This is a genomic window from Bacillus sp. FSL R10-2201 (assembly GCF_038008665.1).
GTDB lineage: Bacteria > Bacillota > Bacilli > Bacillales > Bacillaceae_G > Bacillus_A > Bacillus_A mycoides.
In genome coordinates this window covers 1,113,726-1,131,104 of record NZ_JBBOZP010000001.1, presented here as the reverse complement: position 1 = coordinate 1,131,104, position 17,379 = coordinate 1,113,726, and the positions used below count along the sequence as shown (strand labels likewise).

Below are 17,379 nucleotides of genomic sequence, written 5' to 3'. Positions count from 1 at the left end.
ATCTCTTTTTCCAGAGAGTAAATAAAGAACCTCAATCGAATATTTTGTACCTTTAAATAAAAAATAGAGAGCACTCAGCTCTCTATTTCACAACCCTATTCAAATGTAACTTCAACCTGCACAATCTCAGATCTACTTCCCAGTCTAAGCGGTGGTCCCCAGAATCCAAATCCAGAAGAAACAATTGCGTGGAATGCACCTTTTTGTGCGTATCCCCAGTCTAGTTCGTACATTCTTCTCGTCACAATATGGTTCGGCGCCATTTGTCCGCGGTGCGTGTGACCGGATAATAATAAATCAACGCCGGCGTCCGCTGCTTGTTTTAATTCAAATGGTTGGTGATCCATTGCGATAACAGGAAGCGATTTATCTACCGTACTCATTAGATTTTCAAAGCTTTGACGATCTCGCTCTGTTTTATCCCTTCTTCCGACGAGATAAAAATCATCTTCAATTGTAATGACTTCATCTAAAAGAATACGAATATCAATCTTATCCATCTCTTGTAAAAACTCAGGAACAGCTCTGCCGTAATATTCATGATTTCCTAACACACCATATACGCCTAATGGAGCTTTCATCTGTTTCATGATTGGCCCCATATTTTTTTGAATGAACACACCTGGATGATCATCGATAATATCACCAGGCAGTAAAATAATATCGGGTTTCATTTCATTTACATGACGAACGAGTCTCTTTAAATGAGCAACTCCAGACAGTTTACCGAAATGCATATCAGAGGCCATCGCAATGCGTAAACTTTTACGCCCTCCTACTTTTTTCGGTATGTGCACTTCGTACTTTCTTACTACTGGACTATATGCGTTGAATACTCCATATGCAAAGATAAAGATGAATACGAGTAAAACGACCGTTCCTGTCCAAATAATTGCCGTCTCTTTCTCCACTGAAAACTGTAATAATAAGACGGCAATATCGGCTAACGGCAATAACATAAGCGCGTATTGTATAACCGCAAACCAAATTGAACCGACCGTTCGCAGGAAAGGAAGAAATTTAAACACTTGTACGAGAATGTACGCATATGAAATAAATCCGACTATGAAAGCGTAATATCCCCAAGATTCCCAGCCGAACACCGTACTGAGCCAAACCCATCCGTTCCAGCCGATGTAAAACATGAGTAGTGTGTATACAATTAAAATAGTGAATATATTGAGATAACGAAAATTTTTCACTGCTAGCCTCCTTATTGATTTCTTCTATTATAACTTGTTCTGTGCCTAGAACGTAAATAGTAAGCAAATCAAAGTTATTTTCCTCTTACTTGTGATCCTCATATTCTCTGTGCAAATGTGGATATTTTAGCTGTAACGATGTAATAGGTGATTCTAAAGATTCTTATAACATAGCATTTAAGAAAGTCGTAAGAATATCTTCGTTACCACTCGTACCAAATAACTGTTTAAAGGCAAAATCAATGCGCAAATTTACTAATTGTTTGGACATGGCATTCCTCTCCTTTTATATCTATAACCAGCTCTCGTCTACATTGTACATAAGAATAAGACATTCAAGTAAACAAAGAGATGCGGCCCCTATACATACTCATATAGGGACCGCACCTTATTATTAAATAACAAAATCCTCTGGAATAAACACTTTCACTTCTCTCGGATGTACGTATACAAACTCACCTGTTTGAATGCCTAGCTGTCTAAACTGTTCTTTACTAATTTCTGCTTCTAGATACTCATCTGTTCCGTCGCGCTTCAATTCTACATATACGACAGGGCCAACTGCATGTGAGTATGTTACTTTCGCCGGGATGGCATCTATACTTTGTTTCGTACGATCGATTGATAAGTGATGTGGTCTTACGTATCCCACTCCGTCTACGTTTGAAACGTGCTTATGCTCTGGTGCTTCTAGTTCCACCGATCCTACATTTAGTTTACCTTTATGAACGCGGCCGTGAAATAAATTCACGTTTCCTAAAAAGTCATATACGAACGGACTTGCTGGTTTTTCATATACTTCTTCCGGCGTTCCCATTTGTTCAATGCGTCCTTCATTCATTACAACGATGCGGTCCGCAACGTCTAACGCTTCTTCTTGGTCATGCGTTACGAATACGCTCGTAATTTGAAATTCGTCATGTAGTTTCCGGAGCCATCTTCGCAATTCTTTCCGTACTTTCGCATCAAGTGCACCGAACGGTTCATCTAGCAATAAAATTTTCGGTTCGACTGCAAGTGCCCGGGCTAGTGCGATACGTTGGCGTTGTCCGCCAGATAATTGCGCTGGATAACGTTTTGCGAAACCATCCATTTTTACTAGTTTCAATAGTTCTGTTACTTTTTCTTTTATTACTTCAGCTGAAGGTCGTAAGTTTTTCTTTCTTACTTTTAAACCGAAAGCGACATTTTCAAATACATTCATATGTTTAAAAAGTGCATAGTGCTGGAAGACGAAACCGACTTGCCGGTTTTTCACGTGAATATCAGTTAAATCTTCCCCATCAAAAGAAATCGAACCTCCATCCGCTTCTTCTAGGCCTGCAATAATTCGTAATAACGTCGTTTTCCCAGAACCTGATGGGCCTAATAAGGCAACAAGTTCTCCTTTTGGAATATCCAAATGAATGTCTGTCAGCGCTTGAAATGTACCATATTGTTTTGATACATTTTGAATTTGAATACTCACCGCACTCACTCCTTATTGTCGTTTTTCCATTCTCCATTCAATCCAGTTTTTTATAACGAGCGTAAAAACTGCGATGAGTGACATTAAAGTCGCCACAGCGAACGCTGCTGAAAATTGATATTCATTGTACAAAATTTCAATGTGAAGCGGCATCGTATTTGTCATGCCGCGCACGTGACCAGATACAACGGAAACGGCGCCGAATTCACCAATGGCCCGGGCATTACATAAAATCATGCCGTATAATAGACCCCATTTTATATTTGGCAATGTGACGTGCCAAAACATTTTCCAGCCGCTTGCGCCAAGTGATAGCGCCGCTTCTTCTTCACTTTTCCCTTGCGCCTGCATAACTGGGATTAATTCACGCGCAACGAATGGAAACGTAACAAATATCGTCGCAATGATAATGCCAGGAACAGAGAAGATGAGCTTTATCCCGTGTTCCATTAACCATCCGCCAAGAGCAGCACGAGGTGTGAAAAGTAAAACGAATACTAATCCTGCGATAACTGGTGATACAGCAAACGGCAGTTCAATAAGAGATAATAATACTTGCTTTCCTTTAAACTGAAACTTCGTAATAAGCCAAGCTGCTGCTATTCCGAATATCGTATTCAGCGGTACAACAATTAATGCAACGAGAAGTGTTAACCTGATTGCCAAAAATGCTTCTTGATCTGTTACAGCGGCAATATATACATCAATTCCTCGTTCGAACGCTTTCATAAAAATTGTCACGAGCGGCAGTAATAGAAAGAGAGATAAAAATAAAATTGTTATCGTAATGAATAGAATTGGTACAAATTTAGATTCTTTTTTAACTGATACGCTTTTTACTATTTTCTTTTCTAATAATGTTGGTTCCATTTTCTCCCCTCCTATTCACTTTTCAGTTCATGCCTTCTGCTCCAAGTTTGAATCATATTAATAAATAGTAGGAAAAGGAGAGAAATAATAAGCATCACAGCCGCTACAGCTGTTGCGCCTGCATAATCATATTGTTCTAGTTTCGTCATAATCATAAGCGGTGCGATTTCTGTTTTCATCGGCATATTACCTGCAATGAACACGACAGATCCATATTCCCCTAACGCCCGAGCAAAGGCGAGTGAAAAACCAGCAAGTAGAGCCGGGAATATTTCTGGCAAAATGATTTTCACAAATATTTGAAAGCGTGATGCCCCTAAACTAGAAGCTGCTTCTTCTACTTCTTTATCAATACTTTGCAGCACTGGTTGCACCATTCGAACGACAAATGGTAAGCCAATAAACGTAAGTGCAACAATAATGCCGAGCTGGGTAAAAGCTACTTTTATATGAAACACACTAAATATTTTTCCAATAAAGCCATTTTCCGCATAAAGCGTCGTAAGTGTAATACCAGCTACAGCAGTCGGAAGAGCGAATGGTAAATCGATTAGTCCGTCTAATAACCGCTTCCCTGGAAATGTGTAGCGAACGAGTACCCAAGCAATTAATAAACCGAAAATGGCATTTACGATTGCCGCTGCAAGTGAAGTTGTGAAACTTACTTGATAGGAATGCAACACACGCTCACTCGTTATAACTTGTGCGAACTTCTTCCAGCCTAGCTGCGAAGTTTGAATAAATACGATAGAAAGTGGTATAAGTACGAATAAGCTCATATACAGCATTGTAAATCCAAGAGATAATCCAAACCCTGGTAAGACACGCTTCTTCCTCATATAACGTCACCTCATCCCCCCTTATTTTTTATACATTTGATCGAATACGCCGCCATCATTAAAATGCTTTTCTTGTGCTTTTTTCCAGCCTCCAAATAGTTCATCAACTGTAAATAATTGAACTTTCGGAAATTGTGATGCATACTTCTCTGCTACTTTTTCATTACGAGGGCGATAAAAGTTTTTCGCCGCAATTTCTTGCCCTTTTTCTGAATACAAATATTCAAGATATCCTTCTGCTATTTTTTTCGTTCCTTTTTTATCAACGACTTTGTCTACAACTGCTACTGGCGGCTCGGCAAGTATACTAATCGAAGGTGTTACAATTTCGAATTTATCTTTTCCAAGTTCTTTTTGTGATAATAACGCTTCATTTTCCCAAGCGATTAACACATCACCAATTCCTTTTTCAACGAAAGTCGTCGTTGCCCCGCGTGCTCCTGAATCTAGTACTTCCACGTTTTTATAAATTTGACCGACAAACTCTTTCGCTTTATCTTCACTATTGTTATATTTCTTCAGTGCATATCCCCACGCCCCTAAATAGTTCCACCGTGCTCCCCCAGATGTTTTCGGGTTTGGTGTAATGACAGACACACCTTTTTTCGTTAAATCATCCCAATCTTTAATTCCTTTCGGGTTTCCTTTTCTAACAAGAAATACAATCGTTGATGTATACGGAGTAGAATTATCCGCAAGTCGCTTCTGCCAATCTTCTGCTAGTTGCTTCTTCTTACTAATCGCGTCAATATCATAAGCGAGCGCTAGTGTTACAACGTCTGCTTCTAAGCCGTCAATAACGGAGCGTGCCTGACTTCCAGATCCCCCGTGTGATTGCTTTACATTTACTGTTTGACCATGCTTCTCTTTCCAATACTTCGCAAAGTCTTTATTGAAATCTTGATATAACTCACGAGTCGGGTCATATGAAACATTTAAAAGCTCAACTGTCTTTTTATCTCCGCCTCCTGCAGAATTACTAGTGGATGTTGCCGAACCACACCCTGATAAAAGAACAAATGCTGATAATAAGACACCTGTACTTTTCATAAACGCTGTCTTACCCCACTGTTTCATATATAAAGCCCCCTTAGTTTGTACAATAGAAAAAGGCACACAATCTATTCACAAAAGTGAACGTTGTGCGCCTTCAGTTTCTCTGATGAGCTTCTATTGTATTCTGTTTGATTTCTTCCCATTTTAATTCCATAATTCACATGTGTCAACTTGGAATTTAGAATTATTATATAAAAAACTTCATACAAGCTAAAAATCAGCGGGAATGGAATCCCACTGATTTTAGTTTCGATTTATTTCTTTAACTTATCTGTCTTCGCAATAAATTGAGCTGCTTCTGCGCGGCTTACCGATTTATCTGGAGCCCATCCATTATCTGTTCCAACTGAAATATTTTCTTGGATTAAAATGTTCGCATACTTCGTACCCCAATGATCTTTTAAATCAGCAAATTCTTTTGGTAGTTTAATATTTTCATTTCTTTCTAATTTATATGCATTCACAAGCATAGAAGCCATTGATGCACGGTTAATTAGCCCGCTCGGATTAAAGTTACCCTTATCATCACCTTTTACAATGCCAGCTTTTTCAACTGCTGCGATGTATGGTGTAGCCCAATGATTTTGCGCGTCAGAGAATGATGGCTTCGCATCTTTATTAATTTCTAATCCTAAAACAGTAGCTAATATTTTTGCTGCTGAACCACGATCGATATTTTCAGCTGGTGCAAATGTACCATCTGGCTTACCGTGTACTGCCTCTTTGTCTACTAAATATTGAACTGACTCTTGTGCCCAAGTTGGTACATCTGAGAACTTAGATTTCTGTTCAATTGCACTCGCATCGATTTCAAACTGCACTTGATATTTATGATCATATTTAATTGCTGGAATTAATATATGCATTTGCATATTATATTTTTTCGAGAACTCATCGATTTCAAATTGAACAACCTTCGTACCATTATTTGTTTTATCTTCAGAGATCACTTTCACATCATGGAATGTCCCTACTTTATTAGTATCTTCTACTCTAAGGTACTGGAAATAGCTACTATCTTGAATTGTTAACGTAACGATTTTTTTGTCACCTTGAATTGTTACTTTTGCATTTTTTAAATACGTAGAAGCAACAGATGTTTCATTCGTTTGATCTTTATACGTTTTTAAAATAACGTCATATGTACCATCTGCAAGTTTACTAGCTGCCTTCATTTCAATCACATCTGCTTTTGCAATTGGCGCATTGAAACCACTTAGTGGAACTGCTAAAGTTGCTGCTATAACGAATGCATTAATATATTTTTTCTTAATCATTATCAACATGACATCTCCCTTTATATGAATATACCCAACATAACTATCATATTGATAATGATTATCAATGTCAAATAAAAAAATTAAACAAATACTCCTATTTATTACACAAATATGCTTTCCGATCATTTTTAAACAATAAATAATGAGCAGTATGCACCTTTCTCTCTAAATAGTCTAATGAATACGTACCCGATGGATCCACTAAATCCCCAATCGCCCCTGAAAGGTGATCAATTACCTTTTGCAATGTTTCTAAGTTCTTCTTTTCACTCTCCATATTCATTTCATCCATAATGTCACAAATAAGATATTGTACTTTCCTTAAGCGTAATTCCTTCTGCTCCACGTATATCTCCTCCTTATTGTTCATATTACGGTTTAAATATATGGGCTTATAGCTTAACCAATTCTAAAAAATAAAGTGAGACTTTAATCAGTAGGGATTTTGTCCATCCACACGAATCGAGCTTTTACAGGACAAAAAGATATCCATCTCTAAACATGTAGTCATAGAGATGGATATCTTTATTTTTATACTTGCAATGCCTTCTCTCTCAGAGCTCTTCGTAACAACTTACCAGTTGTATTCTTCGGCAATTCTGTTAAAAACTCAATGCTCATTGGCACTTTATATTTCGCTAAATGTAACGTGCAGTAATGCATAAGCTCTTCTTCTGTTACGCTCGTTTGTTTCAGAACGACGTAAGCTCGCACTGCTTCTCCTAAGTTTTCATCAGGAACACCGATTACGACAACTTCAGCTACCGAATCGTGAGTGTATAATACTTCCTCCACTTCACGAGGATATACGTTATAACCACCAACTAAAACAATATCTTTTTTGCGATCGACGATATAGAAGTAACCTTCTTCATCCATTTTCGCTAAGTCTCCTGTATATAGCCAGCCATCTTTAATTGTCGCCGCAGTATCTTCTGGCGCATTATAGTAACCCTTCATAACGTTAGGTCCGCGAACAATTAACTCCCCAACTGCACCAACAGGTACTTCTTCCCCAAGTTCGTTCACAATTTTATTTTCTACGTGCCAAATATTTGTACCAATCGAACCTGGTTTACGAGGACGATCTAATGGATTAAAACAAGTAACTGGTGATGCTTCTGATAAACCGTATCCTTCTGAAACGATAACGTCAAAACGTTTTTCAAAGTTTTGCAGAAGGGCAACAGGCATTGACGCACCACCTGAAATACAAAGGCGAAGTGTCTTCACATCTTCTGCGCTCGCTTCTTCAAATAAATATAAGTAATTGTACATGGTCGGTACACCCGCAAAAATCGTTGGTTCATACGTGCGACAAATACGGAATACTTCTTTCGGACTAAATTTCGGTAACATTAAAATAGTCGCCCCGTTCACAATCGGCGCATTGACCGCCACTGTTAAGCAAAATACATGGAACATCGGCAGTGCCGCAACGACGCGATCGTCCGCAGTATATTGTAAATACGACGCCACATCGCTTGCATTACTATATAAATTTTTATGTGTTAACATAGCGCCTTTTGGCTTTCCAGTTGTACCTGAAGTGTATAAAATAACAGCTACATCTTCTTCATCTAGTTCAGGACCTTCGTAAGTTACATCTCCAGTTCCTATACAACTAGTAAACGTTTTCATTTTTTCAGTTTCTGTATGAGTAAAATCTGATGAGGTCTCGCATATGATGATATTTTCAAGTGAAGGAAGTCTTGTTGTAAGAGATTGTATAACAGGTAGAAGGACGTCGAGTACGATGATTGTTTTTACATCTCCATTTTGTAATATGTAATGTATTTCGTCTGCTGTATAAATTGGATTAATCGGAATGACAGTTGCTCCGGCTTTCATCGTTCCGTATAAACCTACTAAAAAATGTGGTGAATTGCCTACAGCTAATGCGACATTGTCCCCTTTTCCAACGCCCATTTTTGCTAAATTACTAGAAAACCTAGTGACCACTTTGTTTAATTGGTCATAAGAGACCGACTGATCCATAAATATGTACGCCGGTTTATCCCCCTTCTTTTTTGCCGTTTCAGCCAAAGATTGAACGAGATTCACACAAACCCCACCTTTATAAAATTTAGAATATTTAAAAATTCTAAATTAATTATATTAAAAGAAAATTAAAGTAGCAAGTGATATTCTATTAATCGAATATACATCGACCACTTTCTTCCAGAACACTTTAGTAAGATACGAGAATTATATGTGAAAGAAACGGGTACAAACATATAGTTAAACTATAGCTAAAATCATTGTAGGATAATATGCACTCATCTTTCCCCTAAGTTTTTCAACTTCCTCTTTATTTAAAGCCGTATACTCTCCATACAAATTGAGAGCGTCCGCTCCATTTTCATGCAAGTAGACTGTAACATATAGTGTCGGTAATCCTTTATTGTCTTCATCTATCGACAAGACAACATCTGGCGTTTTATTAACGCTACTAAACGTTTCATTTCTTTTCCATTTCTTATTTTGAAACATAGTTTGTATATCATCTATCTTTCGTTTTTTATCTGTATGCGTATAATATATGGCATTATCCTTCGCTGGCTTTCCAATAAATAAAAGTGTACGACTAGAGGAAGTTTCATCGTTACAAGCTGTCATCCCTATAACGAAGCTGATCAATAATATAAAGTGTATTATCCTTTTCATTTCGATCATCCTCCTTTAATTATATATACTTCCTTTATAATAAAAGAATGTCCTGCTAGTAGATGTTTTTAGCGACGCTTTTAACGGTAAATGAATTCATAATAAAAAAAGCCATCCCAAAAGATATTTCGGGATGGCTTCTTCTTTTAGAAGAATAAATGTAAGAAATCTTCTGTTGTAATATTACCGAAATAGCGTACGATATCTACGCCTTCTAAAGCTACAGTGAATGCATCTTTATCAAATTGTACACCTGTTAGACGCTCTTCAATGTCATGGACATCTAGTGAGCCGAAGAAGTCACCGTAAATTTTACATTCTGTTACTGTTCCTTTTTTCACTTCAAGACGAACGTCAACTTGTCCAACTGGGAAGCGGTGTGAATGTTGTAAGTTGAACTTCGGAGATTTTCCGTAGTTCCAATCCCAATTTTGGTAGCGCTCTTCAGAAAGTTTATGGATTTCTTTCCAATCATTTTCTGTTAATTCGTACGTTGGAATTTCTGTTTCTCCTTCGAAAATTGTTTCTAGAAGAAGTTGTCTAAACTCTTCTGTCGTCATTTTTTCGTTTAAGAACTCTGTAATATTCGCAACGCGGCTACGGATTGATTTAATTCCTTTTGATTGAATCTTATCCATTTTTACTTTTAACGCTGATACGACGTGATCGATTTCAGAGTCAAATAGTAACGTACCGTGACTAAACATACGACCTTTCGTTGAGAACTGCGCGTTACCTGAAATTTTTCTACCTTCAGCTAAAATGTCGTTACGACCACTTAGTTCTGCATTTACGCCTAGTTTACTAAGAGCTTTCGTTACAGGCTCTGTGAATTTTTTAAAGTTGCTGAAACTATCTCCATCATCTTTCGTAATAAAACTGAAGTTTAAGTTTCCTAAATCATGATATACTGCGCCTCCGCCTGATAGACGACGAACAACATGAATGCCTTTTTCTTTTACGTAATCTGCATTAATTTCTTCCACTGTGTTTTGGTTTTTACCAATGATAATCGAAGGCTCATTAATGTAGAACAGTAAATATGTTTCGTTAATATCTAAATTTTTAACACAATATTCTTCAATCGCTAAGTTTATTCTAGGATCTGTAATCCCTTTATTATCAATAAATAACATCATATCACCTCATGAGTTCCATACGTAGCCACTATGCGCTAGCGTAATATGGCCACTGAAAATTTGTTTTGCTTCTGTTACTAAATCAGATGGATTGCCTGTATGCGGTAAGTGCGTTAATAAAAGTTCTTTTACATTTGCATCTTTCGCAATACTTGCTACTTCTGTACTATTCATATGCCCTGCTTTTGCAGCCTCTTGATGTGCATACATATTACACTCACAAATGAAAAGATCAGCATCTTTCGTGAACGGAATAAATTCAGGAATATAACTTGAATCTGCACTGTATACAACAACATCATCGCCAGCTGTAATACGCATCGCAAAGCATGTAACAGGATGAACAGTTTTTAAAAATGAAATGGAGAACGGTCCAATTTGAAGTGTTTCTTCTGGATTGTACGCGATTCCTTTCGTATGCGGTGCATGCGTTAAAGAATGGAATCCATTCTCGTCAAACGTATGACCGTATATTGGTAGTTCCGGTAGTTGCCCCTTTGTCGCACTCGTAATTAATCTTGCATATTGCAGCACCCCAATGTCTGCAACATGATCATGATGATAGTGCGACAATACAACTGCATCTATATGAGATGGTGTTATATATTTTTGAATCTGTGCTAGTACACCACTACCACAGTCTACAAGTAAACGAAAACCATCGTGTTCAAACAAATACCCCGACGTTGCTTCTCCCGCTTCTGGAAAGCCGCCCCAAAAGCCGACAACAGTCATTTTCATATGTATCCATCCTTTCTAAAACCGAGTAGGAATGCTGGTTTTCTCCGTACTTGAGAAAGTTTTTTACTTACATCCTACATTGTTAACTATAATCCATTTCCTAAACTTTTTCATTAATTTTCAACTTTGTTATAAAACAGTTGTTGACTTTTATTTTTTGTACTAATACAATGATAGTAAGAAATGGAAATGGAGGGATTGACATGATTGATCAACCAATGGAGTTTTTCCGAAATTTACCGACGAAAACTTGTGCACACTGCGGGAAGGAAATTGATGAGCAACACGAAGCATACCATAACAAATGCGACGATTGCGTTCACGAAGATTAGTAGTTTGTGAACATAAAAAAACCTAGCAGACATAGTCTACTAGGCTAATAACATCGTATCCTTCATCGTTGAACCTTTCACCAAGAGCTCCAGTTCAAACTCATACAATTCTTTTTGTCGATAATTTTTCGTATGGATTTTATCCATCATTAAGTCAACAACTTTTCGGGCCATTTCGTCGATTGGCTGTTCAATTGTCGTAATACCTGGCTCTGTAATCTGCGCTAAAATTTGATTATCAAAACCGATCACAGCGAGATCTTCTGGAATACTCCAACCATGGCGTTTCGCCTCTGAGATAATTCCAGCTGCAACCTCGTCGCCTCCTGCCAAAATCGCGGTAGGATTTTTTTTGTCCTTTAATACTTCATTGAATATTCGTTTTCCATCATCCCAAGAGAAAGCGTTTTCAAGAAAATCGATCGCTTCCACTTCTCTACTCTTTTCAGTAATAGCGCGTAAAAAGCCCATTTTTCGCTGTTGGCTCACTACTTTCGTTTCGTTACCACGGCAAAATATCAGATTACGATATCCTTGTTCTAATACATGATTGGCAGCTATGTATGCACCCTGTGCATGATCGAACTTCACTGTTGGAACATTTGCTTCCTCAATATATTCATTACATAACACGATTGGACCGTGTTGCAAGTATGGCTCCACATTCTCCCATGGATTTTCTAGTGAACATAGAATAATCCCATCTACTTGTTTCGTAGATAATAATTGTAAATACTCCATCTCTTTTTCCGGTAAATATCTTGTTTGACAAATAATCAGTTTATATTTATGTTCAGAAGCAGCAATCTCGATTGCTTCAATAAATCTACTAAAAAAAGGATTTGTAATCCTTGGAACAAGCACCGCAATTGTTTCTGTTTTTTGTTTACGAAGCCTTCTCGCCGCAGAATTAGGAACGAAGCCTAAATGCTTCATTGCTAATTGAACCCTTTTCTTCTTCTCATCTGAAACATATGGATGATTATTGATCACCCTAGAAACCGTTGTCCTTGATAACCCCGCTAATTTCGCCACGTCCTCGATAGTCGACACGAAATTTCCCCCTTTGCATGAAAACGTTTTCTTATCCTGATTATATAGTATATTATTGGAAACTGCAATATAGGTTCTTATGATTTTACTATATTAATATTATACATAGGGAAAAGTCTGTTAATGGCAGGGAATTACACACTACTTTTAGAAGTTCACAATAAGAATATTTATAAAATAAAGGATGATATTTCATGAATCGGACGGATCGTTTATTAGCTATATTAATTGAATTACAAAGAAAACAAACCGTTACAGCACAAAGCTTAGCTGAAAAATTTGAGACAAGTATACGCACTATTTATCGAGATATGGACGCACTCAGCGAATCCGGCGTTCCCATTTTTTCAATGCCTGGTCACGGCTATTCATTAATGGATGGTTATTTCTTGCCACCCATTCAGCTTACGCCGGAAGAGGCTGTTACTCTTTTATTAGGCGGTGATTATATCGAGAAAACTTTCACTTCTTCTTTTTCTGTACATGCGCAATCGGCAAAAGAGAAACTTGAGGTTGTCCTCTCTACTGATCAAAAAAAGAAAGTTGAAGAGCTGCGAGGAACTTTCCGTTTCCTTTCTCCTATATTTTCGCATCAGCAACCCGAGCGAGAACAACTAGAAAACCAACTTTTCTTATTGCAAGAATCTATTCAAAAAGAACAAGCTATCTCTTTTTCTTATCGTAAACCAAGAGAAACTACAAAAATAAAACGGACCGTTCATCCTTACGGTTTAGTCAATATTTCAGGAATTTGGTACATCGTTGCTCATTGCTTACTTCGAAAACAAATACGTAATTTTCGTTTAGACCGTATGGATACATTACAGCAAGAACAAGAATTCTTTACAAAACCGAAAGACTTTTCTTTACAAGACTATCAACCTGAAAACAATCGAACTGTTACGATCCATTTATTATTCCCATCCCATATTGCACATAAAATTGTTGAGTCACGATACTTTTTTATAGATTCATACGAGCATAAAGATAATGGTTTTCATGTCTTTTTGAAATCAAGAAGTATAGATGAAGTATTTCAATGGGTATTAAGCTGGGGGAGCCAAGTGCAAGTACTAGAGCCAAAAATTCTTTCTGAGAAAATATATGATGAAGTAAAAAAAATGTTAAAACTTTAATTTTTTATTTTACTACTGACATAATGTTGTCAGCATCCCTCCTTTATTGTAGGTATTAACAAATACATTTTCTTAAAAAGGGGATACCAATATGAACAGTACTGTTATGTTAGAGAAATTCGAAAGTTTAGCAACGTGTTATGTGAAGGAATTAGACAAATATACGATTGAACAATTTAGAAAAAAACCTTCTGAAGAAGAATGGTCGCTCGGTCAAATGTATAACCATCTGCTAGCTGCTACATATATGCAATTAGATGCAATCGAGAAATGTAAAACTGAAACACCATCTGTAGCTAACAAAAAAACGGATATGGGTGAAAAAGTATATACAATGGGTGCTTTCCCTCCTATACAAATAAAAGTGCCAAATCGCTCTGGATACACACCTGAAAATCCATCATGCAAAGAAGAGATACAGGAGCGTTTTCTAAAATTAATTACAGCTGTAAAAAACATTGAACCAATGCTTGCTTCTATTCCAAATGATTGTAAAGTGGAGCATCCTGGACTTGGGTACTTAAATGCTCCAGAGTGGTTCCAGCTCATTTCTATGCATTTTTCACATCATCTTCTTCAGAAAGAAAGATTGGATCACAGTATTTCATAATTTACCATAAAGAATGAAAGAAGGTGGTTTGGCACATAGCCAAACCACCTTTCTTCATACAAATGAATAAAAATATAATCCAATATACTTTTATTGTAATTTAGATATTTCTTGCATAAATCCAGATATACTTGCTAATGCACTAGTAAAAACGAAAAGCACAATAATGAGAGTGACAAGTTTATTTTCATTTAAATTCGTAATTGTTTTTAAGCCTATTCCTAATAAAACGTAATACCAAATATTAAATATATCTATCCTTTGAGCGATTGCATGTAAAACCATATTATCTGTTGCTATCGCACCTAAACCTGTATAGGACAACTCATATCCACCAAGGGAGAACGCAATCAATCCGTTTAAAAGCATCCCTAATTTTAATACAAAAGATGCATAGATAATGATAGGAAATGTTTCCTTGTAGTTAATATCGACTCCAAAAAAAATCATAATGTTTTTATAGAATATAGGCGCAAAAAATATAGCTACTATTCCACTTACTGTAGAAATTCCAAATGAAGTAAAGAAAGTTATGTATTTTGGAACAGTAAATCCAGTTTTATCATGAAACATACTAAGTGCAGGGTTATGTAAAGAATTCCAGGAAATTAAGGCGCTTGAAATGATAATAAGTAAAATTAAAAGAGTTAATGGGAGGAATATATTTCTTTGATTCCTCATCCTTTTGAATTGTAATGTCGGTGAAGTGAAAATCCCAAAAACCGATGGCTTCCTCGAAAATTCTTCATGCATAAGACTGCTAGCTTGCAAGACAATCCCTCCTTTATCGCTACATTCATCATTTTAATACAGCAAAGATATGAAAACAGGTTCTTACACAATTAGAGCTCTCTATAACATCTCCCACCTCGTCCACTCTTCCCTCGCATTCACACTATAAATATTGTCTTCTCTGTCCATAAACCCATGTATAACAAATTCTCTTCTTATCGTACAAAAATCATCATGATACTGTTTTACGAACGCATTAATTTCTTCTTCTGTATATTGGTTTCCAGCATCCAGCTTTCTAATCAAATGTTCCAATAAGACTAACTTTTTCTTTTTTTGACCTGGAATCGATTTTAAGCGGTCCTCTTTATCAAAAAAGTTGCGAATGGTCGTATCACGAAATTTCATTTGGCTTTCGGTCATTTCGTTCTCCTCCATCAGTTTTTATATTATTAAACTTTACCGTTTTTCTTTATTCTTTTACTTAAAAAATCAATAAAGTAATATCCACCAATTAAAATATAATAGGTTACAATCATTCCCACTATGTCTTTCATACTCGTATATTCTTTTTTATGAAACAAAATCGGAGATAGTGTATAAACTAAGAAGCAGACTAGCGGATATATGATGAAATAGAAGCGAGATTTTTGTCTCATACTATCAACTCCCCTGTAATATGATTCTATTCAAATTGTTGTGATTCCTTTCTTTCGTTTAGGCTACACATAAAATATAGTAAAATTAAGGAAAAGATGCTCTTTGGAAAGTAAGAACCATTCTGAATAATATTCGAAAGACCATACACCAAATATGCAATGTTACATATTTGGTGTATGGTCTTTCTTGCTATAATAATATCCATATAGATTGTATTTTAAATAAAAAAGGATTATATGCAATGAATCAAATTTTAGAGGATGCAAAACAACTATTACATCATGAAGAAAATATTTTATCCACTTTAAGATGTTCACTTACTGGCTATATTATTACACATAATGTCCCTCGTTCCGGAGTGTTACTTGCCACTAATAGGAGGGTTATTTTTTATGGACAATCATTCAAATGTTGTAAAAATGCATTGATTGTGGAATTTGAATATAAAAAAATTCTATCCATAGAGACGAAAAGAACATTCTTTGATAAAAAACTAATATTTTACTATGAAGACGAATATATAACGGTGGGCCAAATTTTAAGCTCGAATATTGAGGGTTTTTTAAATGTAATACAGAGAAAAGAATTCAATAAAGTGAAACTTTAATCCGTGGGGGATTTTGTTCATCCCCCACGGATTATTAGCCTACACCAATTGGGATTTTACGGAATAAAATACTTTTCATCTAAAAGAGAAGTACAGTTCACCTTTCTTACAACTGTATTTCTCTTTCATTTTTACTTCTCTCATCCACACTTCTCTTAATTTACTTATCACTCTCATTCCTGTAACCTATTATTCAAATTGAAAATTTTATATGGAAAATTATGTTACAATTAACTTATACATATTTTGGAGGGAAAATAGTGAAAAAAGCTATTATAGTATTAAGCATCCTATATCTTATTTTAACCGTACATACGGGAGCTGTTCTTTTAGGAAAAGAAGATTATAGAGGTGCTATCAATACATTAAAAGAAACGAAGGAGGTCTCTTCATTTCAATCTGCAAAAGACGGTGTGATTTTATTAAAAGGAACATTAACTACCGCGCAACCTATTACAGAGGAAAAACTTCAAAATAAAGAATTTGCACTTCTTGAAATTAATACGTATAAACGACGAAAAGCAAATTGGAAAAACATTGATACCGAGCAGCATATTGCAAAGCAGCTCTTACTAAACAATGAGGCTCTTCCTGCATTAAAAGAAATCCGTTTTTCGATGGAACCAATTACACTGTCAGGAAAAGATATTTCCACCGAAGATTACTCACTAAAAAAGGATGATACTCAATTAACAATTAAAGGTAAAGGATACCGATATACAGGAATAGAAAACAAATCAGACACTCTTATTTTTGGTATAAAAAAAGGAGATACACTTGAAGGGTATAGTGGTTCTGAAATTCTAATAGGAAAAACAAAAGAGGACATTGCCAGCAACATGAAACTATATACTTTTGCTGAAAGATATGGTCCATTTGTTTGGATTGTAGCTACAATTATTCTTATAAGTATTGTTATATACTTGTTCCGTAAAAATAGAAAAACAAATGAACTTTCTCATCCAATAAAACAAGACCAATAAAAAA

The 17,379-nt window shown here is 36.2% G+C and carries 20 protein-coding genes and 1 pseudogene; 5 read left to right on the top strand and 16 right to left on the bottom strand.

The genetic code is table 11. The features are described from left to right. Positions 1-95: 95 nt before the first annotated feature. The 12 genes and pseudogenes from NSQ69_RS05825 to NSQ69_RS05770 form a co-directional block, all read right to left on the bottom strand. Entirely contained in the window at positions 96-1,202 is a 1,107-nt protein-coding gene (locus NSQ69_RS05825) for a metallophosphoesterase (protein WP_002188705.1), read from the bottom strand. 88 nt (positions 1,203-1,290) lie between these two features. Beyond that, positions 1,291-1,473 (bottom strand): annotated as a pseudogene (locus NSQ69_RS05820) (PD-(D/E)XK nuclease family transposase); the annotation flags it as partial. Between the two features lie 123 nt (positions 1,474-1,596). Continuing rightward, on the bottom strand, positions 1,597-2,670 hold the full coding sequence (locus NSQ69_RS05815; protein ID WP_002125843.1) for a sulfate/molybdate ABC transporter ATP-binding protein: 1,074 nt from the start codon (positions 2,668-2,670) through the stop codon (positions 1,597-1,599). Between the two features lie 12 nt (positions 2,671-2,682). Continuing rightward, positions 2,683-3,540 carry a sulfate ABC transporter permease subunit CysW gene (cysW, locus tag NSQ69_RS05810; RefSeq protein ID WP_002168927.1) on the bottom strand — a complete coding sequence of 286 codons (858 nt, stop codon included), beginning with the start codon at positions 3,538-3,540 and terminating at the stop codon, positions 2,683-2,685. 11 nt (positions 3,541-3,551) lie between these two features. Beyond that, complete coding sequence (gene cysT, locus NSQ69_RS05805; protein WP_002168928.1) at positions 3,552-4,379, bottom strand: sulfate ABC transporter permease subunit CysT; 828 nt, start codon at positions 4,377-4,379, stop codon at positions 3,552-3,554. A gap of 21 nt (positions 4,380-4,400) precedes the next feature. Further along, positions 4,401-5,456: a sulfate ABC transporter substrate-binding protein gene (locus NSQ69_RS05800; RefSeq protein ID WP_078202954.1), complete on the bottom strand. Its 1,056-nt coding sequence runs from the start codon at positions 5,454-5,456 to the stop codon at positions 4,401-4,403. A gap of 233 nt (positions 5,457-5,689) precedes the next feature. Further along, on the bottom strand, positions 5,690-6,712 hold the full coding sequence (locus NSQ69_RS05795; protein WP_033730696.1) for an S-layer homology domain-containing protein: 1,023 nt from the start codon (positions 6,710-6,712) through the stop codon (positions 5,690-5,692). Between the two features lie 97 nt (positions 6,713-6,809). Further along, positions 6,810-7,061, bottom strand: coding sequence for a hypothetical protein (locus NSQ69_RS05790; RefSeq protein WP_000435463.1), 252 nt, complete (start codon positions 7,059-7,061; stop codon positions 6,810-6,812). Between the two features lie 185 nt (positions 7,062-7,246). Further along, positions 7,247-8,779: a fatty acid--CoA ligase family protein gene (locus tag NSQ69_RS05785; RefSeq protein ID WP_002011193.1), complete on the bottom strand. Its 1,533-nt coding sequence runs from the start codon at positions 8,777-8,779 to the stop codon at positions 7,247-7,249. 177 nt (positions 8,780-8,956) lie between these two features. After that, entirely contained in the window at positions 8,957-9,382 is a 426-nt protein-coding gene (locus tag NSQ69_RS05780; protein WP_016119784.1) for a hypothetical protein, read from the bottom strand. Between the two features lie 146 nt (positions 9,383-9,528). Further along, the gene (locus NSQ69_RS05775) at positions 9,529-10,518 is read right to left on the bottom strand and encodes a lipoate--protein ligase (RefSeq protein WP_078206363.1); all 990 of its coding nucleotides are present in this window, start codon (positions 10,516-10,518) and stop codon (positions 9,529-9,531) included. Between the two features lie 9 nt (positions 10,519-10,527). Beyond that, positions 10,528-11,262 carry an MBL fold metallo-hydrolase gene (locus NSQ69_RS05770; protein WP_063226428.1) on the bottom strand — a complete coding sequence of 245 codons (735 nt, stop codon included), beginning with the start codon at positions 11,260-11,262 and terminating at the stop codon, positions 10,528-10,530. A gap of 203 nt (positions 11,263-11,465) precedes the next feature. On the opposite strand from NSQ69_RS05770, the gene yhfH reads away from it, so the two are divergent. Beyond that, positions 11,466-11,594: a protein YhfH gene (yhfH, locus tag NSQ69_RS05765; RefSeq protein WP_016119782.1), complete on the top strand. Its 129-nt coding sequence runs from the start codon at positions 11,466-11,468 to the stop codon at positions 11,592-11,594. Between the two features lie 39 nt (positions 11,595-11,633). Here the strand turns inward: yhfH and NSQ69_RS05760 are convergent, their stop codons facing one another. Beyond that, entirely contained in the window at positions 11,634-12,647 is a 1,014-nt protein-coding gene (locus NSQ69_RS05760; protein WP_002087115.1) for a LacI family DNA-binding transcriptional regulator, read from the bottom strand. Positions 12,648-12,841: 194 nt separating this feature from the next. Between NSQ69_RS05760 and NSQ69_RS05755 the strand changes: the two genes are divergently transcribed. Together NSQ69_RS05755 and NSQ69_RS05750 are read left to right on the top strand one after the other, a co-directional pair. After that, positions 12,842-13,783 (top strand): helix-turn-helix transcriptional regulator, encoded by a 942-nt coding sequence (locus tag NSQ69_RS05755; protein WP_002168933.1) that lies wholly within the window; start codon positions 12,842-12,844, stop codon positions 13,781-13,783. A gap of 91 nt (positions 13,784-13,874) precedes the next feature. Next, a complete protein-coding gene (locus NSQ69_RS05750) occupies positions 13,875-14,393 on the top strand; it encodes a DinB family protein (RefSeq protein WP_002168934.1) in 519 nt (172 codons plus the stop codon). 90 nt (positions 14,394-14,483) lie between these two features. On the opposite strand, the gene NSQ69_RS05745 is transcribed toward NSQ69_RS05750, so the two are convergent. The 3 genes from NSQ69_RS05745 to NSQ69_RS05735 form a co-directional block, all read right to left on the bottom strand. Next, entirely contained in the window at positions 14,484-15,164 is a 681-nt protein-coding gene (locus NSQ69_RS05745; RefSeq protein ID WP_002168935.1) for a Yip1 family protein, read from the bottom strand. 81 nt (positions 15,165-15,245) lie between these two features. After that, positions 15,246-15,548: a DUF2087 domain-containing protein gene (locus tag NSQ69_RS05740; RefSeq protein ID WP_002168936.1), complete on the bottom strand. Its 303-nt coding sequence runs from the start codon at positions 15,546-15,548 to the stop codon at positions 15,246-15,248. Positions 15,549-15,577: 29 nt separating this feature from the next. Beyond that, the gene (locus NSQ69_RS05735; protein ID WP_002125823.1) at positions 15,578-15,784 is read right to left on the bottom strand and encodes a hypothetical protein; all 207 of its coding nucleotides are present in this window, start codon (positions 15,782-15,784) and stop codon (positions 15,578-15,580) included. Positions 15,785-16,026: 242 nt separating this feature from the next. Here NSQ69_RS05735 and NSQ69_RS05730 point away from each other — a divergent pair, with 242 nt between their 5' ends. Further along, entirely contained in the window at positions 16,027-16,392 is a 366-nt protein-coding gene (locus NSQ69_RS05730; protein ID WP_002168937.1) for a PH domain-containing protein, read from the top strand. Positions 16,393-16,613: 221 nt separating this feature from the next. Further along, entirely contained in the window at positions 16,614-17,375 is a 762-nt protein-coding gene (locus NSQ69_RS05725; RefSeq protein WP_002168938.1) for a hypothetical protein, read from the top strand. Positions 17,376-17,379: the final 4 nt, after the last annotated feature.